The 15506-nt window shown below is 63.4% G+C and carries 15 protein-coding genes; 11 read left to right on the plus strand and 4 right to left on the minus strand.

Features of this window, described 5'->3' with window-relative positions:
• The first annotated feature begins 6 nt into the window (after nucleotides 1-6).
• From AC3IYG_RS18145 to AC3IYG_RS18190, 10 genes are all read left to right on the plus strand, one after another.
• Entirely contained in the window at nucleotides 7-981 is a 975-nt protein-coding gene (locus tag AC3IYG_RS18145; protein WP_489310772.1) for a KpsF/GutQ family sugar-phosphate isomerase, read from the plus strand.
• A complete protein-coding gene (locus AC3IYG_RS18150; protein ID WP_489310774.1) occupies nucleotides 981-1520 on the plus strand; it encodes a KdsC family phosphatase in 540 nt (179 codons plus the stop codon). The genes AC3IYG_RS18145 and AC3IYG_RS18150 overlap by 1 nt, the downstream gene beginning before the upstream one ends.
• Before the next feature lie 8 nt (nucleotides 1521-1528).
• The gene (lptC, locus tag AC3IYG_RS18155) at nucleotides 1529-2098 is read left to right on the plus strand and encodes an LPS export ABC transporter periplasmic protein LptC (protein ID WP_489310776.1); all 570 of its coding nucleotides are present in this window, start codon (nucleotides 1529-1531) and stop codon (nucleotides 2096-2098) included.
• Complete coding sequence (lptA, locus tag AC3IYG_RS18160; protein WP_489310777.1) at nucleotides 2085-2642, plus strand: lipopolysaccharide transport periplasmic protein LptA; 558 nt, start codon at nucleotides 2085-2087, stop codon at nucleotides 2640-2642. The genes lptC and lptA overlap by 14 nt, the downstream gene beginning before the upstream one ends.
• Entirely contained in the window at nucleotides 2642-3367 is a 726-nt protein-coding gene (gene lptB, locus AC3IYG_RS18165; protein ID WP_489310779.1) for an LPS export ABC transporter ATP-binding protein, read from the plus strand. The genes lptA and lptB overlap by 1 nt, the downstream gene beginning before the upstream one ends.
• 150 nt (nucleotides 3368-3517) lie before the next feature.
• Complete coding sequence (locus tag AC3IYG_RS18170; RefSeq protein ID WP_489310781.1) at nucleotides 3518-5026, plus strand: RNA polymerase factor sigma-54; 1509 nt, start codon at nucleotides 3518-3520, stop codon at nucleotides 5024-5026.
• 84 nt (nucleotides 5027-5110) lie between these two features.
• Nucleotides 5111-5419 (plus strand): ribosome hibernation-promoting factor, HPF/YfiA family, encoded by a 309-nt coding sequence (hpf, locus tag AC3IYG_RS18175; RefSeq protein ID WP_489310783.1) that lies wholly within the window; start codon nucleotides 5111-5113, stop codon nucleotides 5417-5419.
• 14 nt (nucleotides 5420-5433) lie between these two features.
• Nucleotides 5434-5898: a PTS IIA-like nitrogen regulatory protein PtsN gene (gene ptsN / locus AC3IYG_RS18180; RefSeq protein ID WP_489310785.1), complete on the plus strand. Its 465-nt coding sequence runs from the start codon at nucleotides 5434-5436 to the stop codon at nucleotides 5896-5898.
• A gap of 16 nt (nucleotides 5899-5914) precedes the next feature.
• A complete protein-coding gene (gene rapZ, locus AC3IYG_RS18185) occupies nucleotides 5915-6772 on the plus strand; it encodes an RNase adapter RapZ (RefSeq protein ID WP_489310787.1) in 858 nt (285 codons plus the stop codon).
• 16 nt (nucleotides 6773-6788) lie between these two features.
• On the plus strand, nucleotides 6789-7061 hold the full coding sequence (locus AC3IYG_RS18190; protein ID WP_489310789.1) for an HPr family phosphocarrier protein: 273 nt from the start codon (nucleotides 6789-6791) through the stop codon (nucleotides 7059-7061).
• Between the two features lie 97 nt (nucleotides 7062-7158).
• Here AC3IYG_RS18190 and pmbA read toward each other — a convergent pair whose 3' ends face one another.
• Complete coding sequence (gene pmbA, locus AC3IYG_RS18195) at nucleotides 7159-8505, minus strand: metalloprotease PmbA (RefSeq protein WP_489310790.1); 1347 nt, start codon at nucleotides 8503-8505, stop codon at nucleotides 7159-7161.
• A gap of 97 nt (nucleotides 8506-8602) precedes the next feature.
• On the opposite strand from pmbA, the gene yjgA reads away from it, so the two are divergent.
• Entirely contained in the window at nucleotides 8603-9121 is a 519-nt protein-coding gene (yjgA, locus tag AC3IYG_RS18200; protein WP_489310792.1) for a ribosome biogenesis factor YjgA, read from the plus strand.
• Between the two features lie 140 nt (nucleotides 9122-9261).
• Here the strand turns inward: yjgA and tldD are convergent, their stop codons facing one another.
• Genes tldD through AC3IYG_RS18215 form a run of 3 tightly spaced genes read right to left on the minus strand, consistent with a single transcriptional unit; the run spans nucleotide 9262 to nucleotide 15453 of the window.
• Complete coding sequence (tldD, locus tag AC3IYG_RS18205) at nucleotides 9262-10704, minus strand: metalloprotease TldD (RefSeq protein ID WP_489310794.1); 1443 nt, start codon at nucleotides 10702-10704, stop codon at nucleotides 9262-9264.
• A 26-nt stretch (nucleotides 10705-10730) separates the two neighbouring features.
• A complete protein-coding gene (locus tag AC3IYG_RS18210) occupies nucleotides 10731-11570 on the minus strand; it encodes a carbon-nitrogen hydrolase family protein (RefSeq protein WP_489310795.1) in 840 nt (279 codons plus the stop codon).
• 55 nt (nucleotides 11571-11625) lie between these two features.
• On the minus strand, nucleotides 11626-15453 hold the full coding sequence (locus AC3IYG_RS18215; protein ID WP_489310797.1) for a YhdP family protein: 3828 nt from the start codon (nucleotides 15451-15453) through the stop codon (nucleotides 11626-11628).
• Between the last annotated feature and the right edge of the window lie 53 nt (nucleotides 15454-15506).

Here is a 15506-nt window from a genome sequence, read left to right on the forward strand (position 1 = left end):
TACGATATGAGCCAGTCCAGCGACCTGATCCAGTCCGCGCAGCGCACCATCCGCCTCGAAATCGAGGCCGTAGAGGGCCTGCTGCCCCGTATAGATGCCGCATTCGTGCGGGCCTGCGAACTGATTCTCGCCAGCAAGGGCCGTGTCGTCGTCGTCGGCATGGGCAAATCCGGGCATATCGGCAACAAGATCGCCGCCACCCTGGCCAGCACCGGCACCACGGCGTTTTTCGTCCATCCGGCGGAAGCCAGTCACGGTGACATGGGCATGATCACCCGCGACGATATCGTGCTGGCCCTGTCGAACTCCGGCTCCACAGCCGAGATCGTCACCCTGCTGCCGCTGATCAAACGGCTCGGCATCACCCTCATCAGCATGACCGGCAACCCTGATTCGCCACTGGCCAAAGCCGCCGAAGCCAACCTGGATGCCCGTGTCGCCCAGGAAGCCTGCCCACTGAACCTGGCACCGACCTCCTCGACCACCGCCTCCCTGGTGCTCGGCGACGCCCTGGCGATCGCCTTGCTGGAAGCCCGCGGCTTTACTGCGGAAGACTTCGCCTTCTCCCACCCGGGTGGCGCCCTCGGCCGTCGTTTGCTGCTGAAAGTGGAAAACGTCATGCACGCCGGCACCAGCCTGCCACAGGTTGAACGCGGCACTTCGCTGAAAGGCGCGTTGCTGGAAATGACCCAGAAAGGCCTGGGCATGACCGCGATAGTCGAAGCGGATGGGCGATTGGCCGGAATCTTCACCGACGGCGACCTGCGTCGCACCCTGGATCGCAACATCGACCTGCGCCAGGCCAGTATCGACGAGGTCATGACCCCCCACGGCAAAACCGCACGCCCGGACATGCTCGCCGCCGAGGCGCTGAAAATCATGGAAGACCATAAAATCAACGCACTGGTAGTGGTTGATGGCGATGACCGCCCGGTGGGCGCCTTGAACATGCACGATCTGCTGCGTGCGGGAGTGATGTAATGACTGACCAGGCCACCCGCCCGGAGCTGCTGCAGCGCGCCAAGAACGTCAAACTGGCGATTTTCGATGTCGACGGCGTACTCACCGACGGCCGCCTGTATTTCCTCGCCGACGGCAGTGAATTCAAGACTTTCAACACCCTGGATGGCCAGGGCATCAAGATGCTGATCGCCTCCGGCGTGCGCACCGCCATCATCAGCGGGCGCAAAACCCCGGTGGTCGAGCGCCGCGCACAGAACCTCGGCATCCAGCACCTCTACCAGGGCCGCGAAGATAAACTGGTGGTGCTCGACGAACTACTTGGCGAACTCGGCCTAAGCTACGAACACGTCGCCTACCTCGGCGATGACCTGCCCGACCTGCCGGTGATCCGTCGGGTCGCCTTGGGCATGGCCGTCGCCAGCGCCGACGGCTTCGTCCGCCAGCATGCCCACGGCGTCACGCAAGCCCGTGGCGGCGAAGGGGCGGCCCGCGAGTTCTGCGAGTTGATCATGCGCGCCCAAGGCAGCCTTGGGGCTGCCCAAACTGCCTACTTATAGAGCCGATCATGCTGCGCAAACTGCTTCTCTCCACCTTTTTCACCCTCGCAGCCCTGCTGCTGGCGGCGCTCGGCTACTGGAATCTCAACCCGGACAGCCTGCTGGATCAGGCACCCCAGGCCAGCGCGGAAAACGCCATCGACTTCTATGTGATGAACGCCCGCACTGTGCAATTCCAGCCGGATGGCACGCTGCATTACGAGATGACCTCCGACAAGATCGAACACCTCAAAGCCAGCGACATCAGCCTGATGACCCGGCCAGACCTGCTACTTTATCGCGGCAGCCCACAGCCCTGGCATGTGCGTAGCGCCCGTGGCGAAGTCTCACCGGGGGGCACGGAAGTCGAACTGATCGACTCCGTGCGCGTCGAACGAACGGACGCCAAAGGCCGGCCGACCATACTCACCACCAGCCGATTGACCGTGATCCCCGACAAAGAATATGCGCAGACCCAGCAAGCCGTTAGAATCGAGGCGGCCAACGGGGTGACCACGGCGCAAGGAATGAAAGCGTACTTGAATGACGGCAGGATGCTCCTGCTGTCCAATGTAAGAGGCCAGCATGAGGTTCGTTAACACATTGTCTCTCCGGACCCTCCCCCTACTGCTCGGTTTGAGCGCCGCACTGGCAAGCGCTAGCGCCTTGGCACTGCCGACCGACCGCGAGCAACCGATTCGCGTGCAGGCGGACAGCGCAGAACTCGATGACAAGCAAGGCGTAGCGGTCTATCGCGGCGACGTCGTCATCACCCAGGGCACCTTGAAGATCACCGGCAACACCGTGACCATCACGCAGAACGCCAGCGGCGATATCGAAGTCTTCACCGCAGTGGGCAAACCGGCCTACTACGAGCAGAAACCCTCTGCCGACAAGCAGATCGTCAAGGCCTACGGCCTGACCATCCAGTATTTCGCCGCCAACGAGCGCATCGTGCTGATCGATCAGGCCAAGGTCGTACAGGAAGGCAACACCTTCGAAGGCGAGAAAATCGTCTATGACACCCAGCGCCAGATCGTCAACGCCGGTCGCGCCACTGGCGCCAACGTGACCTCGCCACGCCCGCGTATCGACATGGTGATCCAGCCGAAGAACAAACCCGCTGAGCAGCAGGCGCAGTAATGGCCATCCTCAAAGCCCAACACCTGGCCAAGAGTTACAAGGGCCGCCAAGTCGTGCGCGACGTCAGCCTGTCGATCGAAAGCGGGCAGATCGTCGGCCTGCTGGGCCCCAACGGCGCCGGCAAGACCACCTGCTTCTACATGATTGTCGGCCTGGTCAACGCCGACCAGGGCCGTGTGCTGATCGACCAGCAGGACGTCACGCACCTGCCGATGCACGGTCGCGCCCGTGCTGGCATCGGTTATCTGCCGCAAGAAGCCTCGATCTTCCGCAAGCTTTCGGTCGCCGACAACATCATGGCGATCCTCGAGACCCGTCAGGACCTCGATCGCGCCGGCCGCCGCCAGGCCCTGGAAACCCTGCTGCAGGAATTCCATATCAGCCACATCCGCGACAACCTCGGCATGAGCCTCTCGGGTGGCGAGCGCCGCCGCGTGGAGATTGCCCGCGCCCTGGCCACCGCACCCAAGTTCATCCTGCTCGACGAGCCGTTTGCCGGCGTCGACCCGATCTCGGTCGGCGACATCAAGCAAATCATCCACCACCTCAAAGCCAAGGGCATCGGTGTACTGATCACCGATCACAACGTGCGCGAGACCCTGGATATCTGCGAAACAGCCTACATCGTCAACGATGGGCAGCTGATCGCCGAAGGCGACTCCGAAACCATCCTGGCCAACCAGCTGGTGAAAGAAGTCTACCTCGGCCACGAGTTCCGCCTGTAGTTCGCACAGCCACCCACTACGGAAAACGTGCGGGGGCTAGGCAAAACCCTCAAGGTCAGGCATATAATTTGCTTCCTGGTGGCGCTTCGGCGCCCTGTAGTGGATAGCGCATAGCATCAGCGCCGGCGAATAAGGTCCTAAGCCCCCTCCATGAAACCATCGCTAGTCCTTAAAATGGGCCAGCAGCTGACGATGACACCGCAGCTGCAACAAGCCATTCGTCTTCTCCAACTGTCCACCCTGGATCTGCAACAAGAGATCCAGGAGGCCCTGGAGTCGAATCCGATGCTCGAGCGCCAGGAAGAAGGCGACGACTTCGACAACACCGACCCGCTGGCCGATGGCGCCGAAAGCGCCCCCGCGGCGCCCAATACGGAAGAGTCCTACCAGGAAACCAGCTACCAGGAGTCTGCCCCCACGGTCGACAGCCTGGAAGAAGGCGAGTGGAACGAGCGCATCCCCAGCGAACTGCCCGTCGACACGGCCTGGGAAGATGTCTACCAGACCAGCGCCAGTAGCCTGCCGAGCAACGATGACGACGAGTGGGACTTCACCACCCGCACATCGGCTGGCGAGAGCCTGCAGAGCCATATGCTCTGGCAGCTCAACCTGGCGCCGATGTCCGACAAGGACCGCCTGATCGCCGTTACCCTGATCGACTGCATCAACAACCAAGGCTATCTGGAAGAGACCCTGCAAGAGGTCCTCGAAGCCTTCGACCCCGAATTGGATATCGAACTGGACGAAGTGGAAGCGGTGCTGCACCGCATCCAGCAGTTCGAACCCGCCGGCATCGCCGCCCGCGACCTGCGCGAATGCCTGCTGCTGCAACTGCGCCAACTGCCCGCCAAGACCCTCTGGCTGAATGAAGCCCAGCGCCTGGCCGGTGATTACCTGGACCTGCTCGGCAGCCGCGACTACAGCCAGCTGATGCGCCGCATGAAGCTCAAGGAAGACGAGCTGCGCCAGGTCATCGAGCTGATCCAGAGCCTCAACCCGCGTCCCGGCTCGCAGATCGAGTCGAGCGAGCCGGAATACGTGGTGCCGGACGTCATCGTGCGCAAGCACAACGAACGCTGGCTGGTGGAACTGAACCAGGAAGCCATGCCACGCCTGCGGGTCAATGCGCAATACGCCGGTTTTGTGAAGCGCGCCGACTCCAGCGCCGACAACACCTTCATGCGCAACCAGCTGCAGGAAGCGCGCTGGTTTATCAAGAGCCTGCAGAGCCGCAACGAAACCCTGATGAAGGTCGCCACGCAGATCGTCGAGCACCAGCGCGGCTTCCTCGACTACGGCGACGAGGCGATGAAGCCCCTGGTCCTGCATGACATTGCCGAAGCGGTGGGCATGCACGAGTCGACCATCTCGCGGGTCACCACGCAGAAATTCATGCACACACCGCGCGGCATTTACGAGCTGAAATACTTCTTCTCCAGCCACGTCAGCACCGCCGAAGGCGGCGAATGCTCGTCTACCGCGATCCGTGCGATCATCAAAAAACTGGTTGCAGCGGAAAATGCGAAAAAGCCGTTGAGTGACAGCAAGATCGCTGGTTTACTGGAAGCACAGGGCATTCAGGTGGCCCGTCGCACAGTCGCCAAATACCGCGAATCCCTCGGGATAGCGCCTTCCAGTGAACGGAAGCGGCTGATGTAACGGCTACACTGATCCAAGGCCAAAGTGTTCCGGTGGCAGGCCCGTTAGCCTGTCTCTTACACACGGCAATAAGGAGAAAGCGGTATGCAAGTCAACATCAGTGGACATCAACTGGATGTGACCGACGCCCTACGCGACTACATCGACGAAAAACTCGGACGACTGGAGCGCCACTTCGACAAGATCACCAATGTGCAGGTAACCATGGAGGTCGAGAAGCTCAAACAGAAAATCGAAGCGACCCTGCATATCGCTGGCGGCGAAGTCGTCGCCAACGCCGAACATGACGACATGTACGCGGCTATCGATCTACTCACCGACAAGCTCGACCGCCAACTCATCAAGCACAAGGAAAAGCAGCTAGGTCGCCTGCAAGGCGCCACAGCCCGCTGACACCACCCTCACCCATGATTCGACTTGAAAACATACTGACCCCCGGCCGTTCCCTGGTGAGCGTGCCGGGAGGCAGCAAAAAACGTGTACTCGAACAGATCGCCAACCTGGTCGCCCGCGAATTGCCCGACCTGGATGGACAAGACGTTTTCGAGAGCCTGGTCGCCCGCGAAAAGCTGGGCTCGACCGGCTTCGGTAACGGTATCGCCATACCCCATTGCCGCCTGCCGGGCTGCACATCGCCGATCAGCGCCTTGCTACGCCTCGACGCGCCGGTGGACTTCGACGCTATCGACGGCGCCCCGGTAGACCTGCTGTTTGTCCTGCTGGTGCCAGAGGCCGCTACCGATGAGCACTTGGAACTGCTGCGGCAGATCGCCAGCATGCTCGACCGCAGTGAAGTCCGCGAACAGCTGCGCCATGCCCCGAGCAGTGAGCGCCTGTATCAGGTGGTAGTGGACGTACAGAACGGCCGCTAGGCAGCAGAGGCTCACCATGCGCTTGATCATCGTCAGCGGCCGCTCCGGCTCCGGCAAGAGCACCGCCCTCGATGTCCTCGAGGACAACGGCTTCTACTGCATCGACAACCTGCCGGCCGTACTGCTGCCGGAACTCGCCGAACGCGCCCTGCTGCACACCGAGCTGTTGCAGCCACTGGTGGCCGTATCGATCGATGCGCGCAACCTGCCGAGTCAGCTCAAGCGCTTTCCCGAACTGCTCGATGAAGTGCGCGCCCGGCACATCCAATGCGATGTGCTGTACCTCGACGCGGATGAAGAAACCCTGCTCAAGCGTTTCTCCGAGACTCGCCGCCGTCACCCGCTGACCACCGACGAACGCTCGCTGGCCGAAGCCATTCAGGACGAAAGCGTACTGCTCGGTCCGATCATCGACCTGGCCGACCTGAAGATCGACACCACGCACCTCAACCTCTATCAGTTGCGCGACTCGCTCAAGTTGCGCCTGCTGAACAAGCCGGAACCGGGCACCGCGTTCCTGGTCGAATCCTTCGGTTTCAAGCGTGGGATGCCGGTGGATGCCGACCTGGTGTTCGATGTGCGCTGCCTGCCGAACCCCTATTGGAAACCCGAGCTGCGCGGGCATTCCGGCCTGGAGCCCGTCGTGGCGGAATACCTGGCCGCTCAGCCGGATGTCGAAGAGATGTTCCAGGACATCCACACCTACCTGATAAAGTGGCTGCCACGCTTCGCCGCCAGCAACCGCGCCTATGTCACCATCGCCATTGGTTGCACCGGCGGGCATCACCGCTCGGTGTACCTGGCCGAGCGGCTGGGCCTGGCCTTGAAAACCACCTTGAAGAATATCCAGGTTCGCCACCGCGACCTCCATTAGAAGGACTTAAGCAGCGATGCCTGCCTGTGAAATCACCATCATCAACAAGCTTGGCCTACATGCGCGCGCAGCCGCCAAGTTTGTCGGCGTGGCTGGGCGCTTTCCCTGCCAGGTGCGCGTCGGCCGTGCGCCGGAGAGCTGCGTGGACGGCAAAAGCATCATGGCGGTCATGATGCTCGCCGCCGGTAAAGGCACCGCGATCCACCTGCACACCGAAGGCGAACAGGACCACGACGCCTTGAATGCACTGATCGAACTGATCAACAACCGATTTGATGAAGGCGAATAACGGCAACCAGCCGACCACTGGAAACAGCGCCCATGAAAAAGCCCGCCAATCGGCGGGCTTTTCTTTGCCGCGAGTGCGAGGCCGGCCTCGCGACGTCTCAACTACCCGCGACCATCATCCGTTCGATCAATACCGAACCCGTGCGCACATTGCTGCGCAGTTCCAGGTCGCTACCCACCGCCAGAATCTGCTTGAACATATCGCGCAAATTGCCGGCAATCGTGACCTCCTGCACCGGGAACTGAATCTCGCCGTTCTCGACCCAGAAACCACCAGCCCCGCGCGAGTAGTCGCCGGTAACCAGATTCAAGCCCTGCCCCATCAGCTCGGTGACCAATAGCCCGCGACCCATGCGCCGGATCAGCGCAGCCTGGTCATCCTCGCCATGGGTGACGAACAGGTTATGCACGCCACCGGAGTTGGCCGTGCTGGGCAAGCCCAGCTTGCGCCCCGAATACGTCCCGAGGATGTAGGAGTGCAGTTCGCCCTGCTCGACGAACGACTTGGCATAGGTCGCCAGGCCATCGCCATCGAAGGTCGCGCTGCCCAATGCCCGCGGAATATGCGGACGCTCGTCGAGGCTCAACCACTCGGGGAACAACGGCTGGCCCAGGGCGCCTTCGAGGAACGAGGACTTGCGATACAGGTTGCCGCCGGAGATCGCCGAGAGAAAGTGGCTGAACAAGCCGGTGGCCAACTCCGCGGCAAACAGCACCGGCACCTCGCAGGTTGGCACCGGGCGCGCACCCAGGCGGCTGACCGCACGCTCGGCGGCACGCCGGCCGATACTGGCGGCATCGGCCAGGTCTTCGCCACGGCGGCTGACGTCATACCAGTAGTCGCGCTGCATCAGGCCATCCGCCTCGGCGATCATCACGCAGCTCAAACTCTGCCGGGTGCTGGCGTAGCCACCGACGAAGCCATGGCTGTTGCCATACACGCGGCAGCCCTGGTGGGTATTGAGGGTGGTGCCATCGGCGTTCTTGATCCGCTTGTCGGCGGCAAACGCCGCCGCTTCACAGCTCAGCGCCCGCTCGATGGCCTGTTCCGGGCTGATATCCCAGGCGTGATAAAGGTCCAGGTCCGGCAGGTCGCGGGCCATCAGTTCGGGGTCGGCCAGCCCGGCGCAGTCGTCCTCGGAGGCGTGCTTGGCGATGGCCAGGGCGGCGGCCACGGTTTCGCGGATTGCCGCCTCACCGCTTGCCGAGGTGCTCGCCGACCCCTTGCGCTGGCCGACATACAGGGTGATGCCGAAGCCCTGATCACGGTTGAACTCCACCGTTTCCACTTCGCCCTGGCGCACCGAGGTCGACAACCCCTGCTCCACCGACACCGCGACCTCACAGGCACTGGCGCCCTGCAGCCTGGCTTCGGCAATAATCCGGGCGACCTGTTCCTGCAATTCCGGCAGGGCCTTTGGTCCGACTACGTCTGAATTACTCATAACCTACAACTCCAGTTCTGCGGTCAGTCTCCTGACCGGGCCGGACAAGCGGCCCTCGACTCGTTATCATGGCGGCGTTTCCAACTGGATCTGCCCCATGTCTGACTATTCCGACGACTTCTCCGAAGAGAAGAGCAAAACCCAGGTCAAACGCGAGCTGCATGCTCTGGTCGACCTCGGTGAACGCCTGACCACCCTCAAGCCTGACCTGATCGCCCGCTTGCCGCTGACCGACGCCTTGCGTCGCGCCCTGGCTGAAGCGCCGAAGCATACGGCGAACATCGCCCGCAAACGGCACATTCAGTTCATCGGCAAACTGATGCGCGATCAGAACATTGACGAAATCCTGGTCCTGCTGGATCAGCTCGATGCCTCTACCCGTCAGTACAACGAACGCTTCCACGGCCTGGAACGCTGGCGCGACCGCCTGATCAGCAGCGGTGACGAGGTGCTCGACGCCTTTGTCGCCGACTACCCGCTGGCGGATCGCCAGCACCTGCGCCAACTGATCCGTCAGGCCCAGCACGAGGCGGCGCAAAGCAAACCACCTGCCGCCACCCGTAAAATCTTCAAATACATCCGCGAACTGGACGAGACCAAGCGCGGCTTGCGGTGACCACCACCCCGTCACGGTGGGTTACGGCCTGCGGCCTAACCCACCCTACGAACTTCCGCCCAATGTAGGGTGGGTTAGCCGCACAGCGGCGTAACCCCCATGGGTGCCAACGGGCCGTATGGCCAAAGGCCCAAGCCACCCTACGCGCCGGTCCCGCCGACTGTGATCGCATCGATCTTCAGCGTCGGCTGACCGACACCTACCGGCACCGACTGACCGTCCTTGCCGCAAGTGCCGACTCCGCTGTCCAGCGCCAGGTCGTTGCCGACCATCGACACCCGGCCCATGGCTTCCGGCCCGTTACCGATCAAAGTGGCCCCTTTGACCGGCGCGGTGATCTTGCCATCCTCGATCAAGTAGGCCTCGCTGGTGGAGAACACGAACTTGCCGCTGGTGATATCGACCTGACCGCCGCCAAGGTTGGCGCAGTAGATGCCCTTCTTCACCGAGGCGATGATTTCCTGCGGGTCGCTCTCGCCGGCCAACATGTAGGTGTTGGTCATCCGCGGCATCGGCAGGTGCGCGTACGACTCACGCCGGCCGTTGCCGGTCGCAGCCACGCCCATCAGCCGGGCGTTCAATTTGTCCTGCATATAACCCTTGAGCACACCGTTCTCGATCAACGTGGTGCACTGGGTCGGCGTGCCTTCGTCGTCCAGGCTCAGCGAGCCGCGACGCCCCGCCAGGGTGCCATCGTCGACGATGGTGCAAAGGCTGGAAGCCACTTGCTGACCCATACGCCCGCTGTAAGCCGAACTGCCCTTGCGGTTGAAGTCGCCTTCCAACCCATGGCCGACCGCCTCGTGCAGCAGCACGCCGGACCAGCCGGCACCCATCACCACCGGAAAGGTGCCAGCTGGCGCGGGGATGGCTTCCAGATTGACCAACGCCTGGCGCAGCGCCTCGCGGGCATACCCCATGGCGCGGTCTTCAGTGAGGAAATAAAGGTAGTCGGAACGACCGCCGCCGCCATGCCCGCCGCGCTCGCGACGACCATTCTGCTCGACGATCACACTGACATTGAAACGCACCAAGGGCCGCACATCGGCACCCAGGCTGCCATCGGCCGCCGCGATCAGGATACGCTCCCACACGCCCGCCAAGCTGACGGTGACCTGTTTGATACGAGCATCCAACGCCCGCGTGGCAACGTCCACGCGCTTGAGCAGTTCGACCTTCTCTGCCCGGCTCATCACTTCCAATGGGTTTTGCGGCGCATATAGACGCGCAACCTCGGGGCTGACAAAGGCCTGCACGCGGCCATGCTGCCCGGCGCGGGCGATCGAGCGTGCAGCACGTGCGGCCTGGCTCAGTGCTTCGGCGGTAATCGCGTTGCTGTAGGCGAAACCGGTTTTTTCGCCGGACTGCGCGCGCACGCCGACGCCCTGGTCGAGATTGAAACTGCCTTCCTTGACGATGCCGTCTTCCAGCACCCAGGTCTCCGAAACCTGACCGTGAAAATACAGGTCCGCCGCATCGATCCCCGGGCCGGCCAATTCGCCAAGCACCGCCGGCAGGCTTTCGATACTCAGGCCGCCAGGGCCCAACAGGTGCTCACTGACGGATAACAACAACTCGCTCATAAGTACTCCATAGGCTCTCAGAGCCCTTAGGTCGGCCGCTCGACGGACGACACGGAAAATCGACGGTGGCCATGCACCGGCATACGTTGGCGGATTGCCGCCTGCTCGGCCGCATCGCGACTGGCCAGGAGCAGCGCCTCGCCTTGGGCCTGTTCAGCCAATACCCGACCCCAGGGGTCGATGATTGCCGAATGGCCAAAAGTCTCGCGCCCTTTCGGGTGCAGGCCGCCTTGTCCGGCGGCCAACAGGTAACACTGTGTCTCGATGGCTCGCGCGCGCACCAGAACGTCCCAATGCGCAGCGCCAGTCACCGCGGTAAACGCCGACGGCGCGCTGATCAACTCCGCGCCGGCCTGCCGCAGCGCGCCATACAACTCAGGGAAGCGCAGGTCGTAGCAGACCGTCAGCCCCAGGCGCCCCACCGGGGTATCCGCCACCACCACGCGCGAGCCATGGGCATAATCGTCGGACTCGCGGTAGCGGCCGCGGCTATCGGCAACATCCACATCGAACAGATGCAGCTTGTCGTAACGCGCCACCCGCTCGCCCTGCTCATCGACCAGCAACGAACAGGCGTGCGCCTTTGCCTCGGGCTGACCGTCGGGCGGCAGCGGCAAAGTACCGGCCACTATCCATAACCTGAGGTCGCGGGCGGTCCGTTTCAACCAGGGCAGGATCGGCCCTTCACCCAACGCCTCGGCTCGCCCCAGGGCGGCCAGGTCGTGGCGGCCCATGGCCGCGAAGTTTTCCGGCAATACCGCCAGCCGCGCACCACTGGCGGCAGCCTGTTCGAGCAGGCGACGGGCATCGGCAAGGTTGGCCAGCACATCGTCCTGGCTGACCATTTGAATCACTGCGAGGGACATACCACGCTCCCAAAAAGGCCTAGGCGCATGCTACTCCATGCGGCCATGTGACGGGTTAGCGAGGTTTTTCAAAAGGTTTTTCGAAGCTGATTTTCGGATTCTTCCACGGGCCCTTCACGCTGTACTGCACGCTGGCGAACCGCGCGACCTGCTTGCCCAGCAGTTTGTCGACCACGAACAGCGCACCACCGATGGCCGGCGCACCGACGATCAAGGCTGCCAACGGCAGGTTGTTGCTCAATGGCAGCGTCACTAGCAACTTGGCATCGACCTGATCGCTGACCATGTCCAGGGTGCCGTTCAGCTCGAGGTTGCTCGACGGCCCGGTCAGGGTAATGGGTTTGCGCGTCACATAGATACCGTTGGTGGCCACCAGCAGGCCCTTGACCCGGTCGTAACTCAGGCCCTTATCGAGCAGGTCGGAGAAGTCCAGCCGCAGGCGTCGACCGATCGAGTTGAAGTTGAGCAGACCGAACACCCTGAGCGCCGCGGCGGAGCCCTGCGCCTCGACGAACTGCCCCTTGCGCAGGCTGGCATCGAGTTCACCGGACAAGCGCTTGAGGCTGACCCAGGCCGGCGAGCCTGGCCAACGCCCATCCACATCCAGATGGAAGCTTTCACTGGTGGCCGTCGGCGCGAAATTCCAGGCGAGCAGCACATCGGACAAGTTCTTGCCCTCCAGCCGGCCTTTGTACCAGCTGCTGCTGGCGCCGGGCGCGCCCTCCCAGCCAACCGTACCGCCAAGCTGCAAGCCTTTCAGGCCCATGTTCAAATCGCTGAACGTCACCCCATTGGCGCTCGGCCGCGCTTTCAGCGACCAAGCGCCGAGCAGCACGTCGCCTTGATAGACCTGGGCGATCTGCAGATCCAACGCCGGAATCTGCCGAGGATCGACCGAGGCGAATGGATCCGGGCCTTCCTCTTCGGTGGGTGCCTTCGGTGCGGCGGCGGGAAAGCGCAGGCGCTCGAGATTGACCGTAATGGCGGCGCCGCTGGCATTCGGGAAGCCGACCCGCCCCTTGAGCATCAGGCTGTCGAGATCCAGTGCCCAACCGGCATTGGAACGGGCCAATTGCACATTGAGGTTATCCAGGCTGGTACCGAAACCGTGAAAGCTATCGATCTGCAGGTTGGCACCGCCAAACACCTGCTTGGCGCTGTCGCCCGGGTTGGCGGCATAGCGTTTAACCACCGCCTGCCAGGCATCCCAGTCCAACGTGCTCAAGCGGCCCGTCACCCGCAACCCTTGGCCTGCGGGTAGCTTAGCCGGCTGCGGCCCCAGGCTCAGCTCGCCACGACCATCCGCCAGCCGCCCCACCGGCGCGGCCGCTGTCAGGCTGGCCAGTTCGGCATAGTTCAGCCAGTAGCGCCGCTCGGCGCCCTGCAGGGTCATGCGCCACTCACTCGGGCGCTCATCGACCGCCGCCTTGCCAAAGGGCTCCGGCAGGTCGATCGCCAGCCCTTTGAGGTTGGAGTCGACACGCAACTGGCTGTCGGCGCCATCCAGGGTCAGCCACAGCTGGTAAGGCAACTCACCGGACAACGGCAGCGGCTGAGTCACACCCAACCAAGCCGTCAGGCTTTGTAGCGCGACCTGGCCGCCCGCCTCGATACGTGTCTGCGGCCGACCACGCGAAGCACTGGCAACCGCCTTGCCACGCACCGCCCGCCCGAAAACCTGCGCGCGGATATCCGGGGCGCTCAGGCCGCTGGCCGTATCGAAGCGGAATGCGCCTTTTACTTGAGTCAACTCAAGGCTGGGGTTAGCCAACTTGAGACGTGCGCCATCGGCCGCGAAGTCGACCACCACCTTGGGCGGCGAGCCGTGGCCCAACCCAATATCCAGGTTGAGCTTGCCGCTGAGCGCGCCCTCGCCCTGCCAGCCGGCGAACGTTTCAGCGGTACCCAACGGCGTGTGCTGCAGAATGTTCAATGCATCGGCCACGCTGCTCTGCACGTCGCCCGTCAGGAGCAGGCGCGGCGTCTGCCCCTTGTCGACATGAGCGATATCGACATCGACTGCACTCACCCGGCTGTCGAGCAAACGCCCTTGCGGCACCTGCACACGCACCCCGCTGTCCTCGATGAACACCTCGCCACGCGCTTCGCGCAAGGCCGGCCAGCCGGGCTGGAAAGCCAATTCGGCGTCGTGCACCTTGAAGAACAGGCTGAGGCTGCGCGCCGCATCCTCGGCGCCCTTGTTCAGCGAACCCTGGTACTGGAAAAAACCCTCGTCGACGCGACCGGCACGGATCGCCGCCTTCAGCCAACTGGCCAGCTCCGGGCTCAGCCCGGAGGACAACGTCGGCAAGTATTTCTCGGTGTAGACCGCATCGCCCTCGCGCAAGCCCACGCGCAGGTCCATGTAATCTTCCGCCGCCGCGTCGCGCATCAGACGAATCAGGAAGTCACCGGCGAGCTTGCCTTCCTCGCCCACCACTTGCAGATAAGGGCTGATCAGGGTGAACGCCTGCCCGTCGAGGCGCCAGGTCAAACGCGCATTGGCCTTCTGATAGCGCCAGGGCATGGGAAACAGCTGATCCAGGTGCAAGGCGAAGTTCTCGCTCGCCAGCCGCAGTTCGCCCTGCCCCAGGTCGCCACTGATGCTGCCGCTGACGTTTTCCACCGCCGGCGCACCGCCATAGGCATCGAAGCTGATGTTTTCCAGGTTGCTGGCGAACTGCAGGCGCTGGTCATTGCCGGCCTGCGGTCGGTAGGCCAGTTGCACATTGTGCAAGGCGCCTTGCAATTGCAGGCCGTCCAGCACCGCGGCGAAGGTTTCCGGCAACGGTGCCAGCGCCTTGATGGCCGGCGCCAGCGGCCCCAGGTCGAGGCGATCCGCCGTGAGCTGCCACTGCTCCTCGGCGTCCGTGCCGGCGGCCTGATGACGGAGGCCCAAACGGACTTCACCCCAACGGGTTTCGCCGACACTCATGGCGAGCGAATCGAGCAGCAGCTGAAAACCTTTCGCCGTACGGTCGAAGTAGGCCGTCAGGGCCAGGTTCTGCAACTTCACCGCTTTGCGCTCGGCGTAAGCCCCGCTGAGTTCGGGCGCATGCACACGCGCCACCGCCCGCTGCACGCCACCCTTGGCCCAAGCCAGCCAGAATTCGCCACCCGCTTGCAGCCGTTCGAGGTGCCAGCCACGCGTCAGGCTCGCCGGCAGCCAGCGCGCCCAATCGCTCTGGGGCAGGCTGAGGTACAGCTCGGCCTCGGCCTCTCGCCATGTTTGCGCACGCACGCGACTGCGCAGGCTCAAGGCCAGCGGCTGTCCATCGGGCAGCGTCAAACGGCCATCCAGACGCTTGCGACTGATGCCATTGCGCAGGCTCAGGTTGACGTAGGTGAAGGTCAGCGGCGATTCGCCGTGGGGCTCGAGAGTCAGTTGGCTGTCCAGCACGGACAGCTGCGCGACCATTTGCAGGTTCGCGAGCCATTGCGCCGGGTCCGGCGGTGCGGTCTCGGCTCGCGCCGGCAAGCCTTCCAGCGTCCACTGGCCGTCGGCACTCTGCACCACGCTGAGCTGCAAACCCTCCAGTTCCAGGCGGGCGACTCGCACCTGGCGCGCCAGCAGGCTGGCCAGCACATCCGGCACCACCCGCACCTGATCCAGACGCACCGCACTGCGGCCCTCGCCAACCTGCACGTCATGGGCCAGCAGCAGCGGGGCAAGCCCCTGCCAACGGCCTTCCAGACTGCCGAGGGTCACCGGCAAACCGAGGGTCGCTTGCACCTTGCTCTCGACCTCGCCACGGTACTCGGCGACCCAAGGCACCAGCTCGCGGCCGAGGCTGACATACAACGCCGCCAACACCAGCCCCAGCGCGCAGAGCTGCAGACCCCAACGCAGCAGGCTGGCGAACAGGCGGGCGAGGCGTTCCATGTCAGCTCAGCTCCACGTCAGTTCCGTTCCAGGCACAGATAGCGGCCTTGCAG

Source organism: Pseudomonas sp. KH_027 (assembly GCF_057838565.1).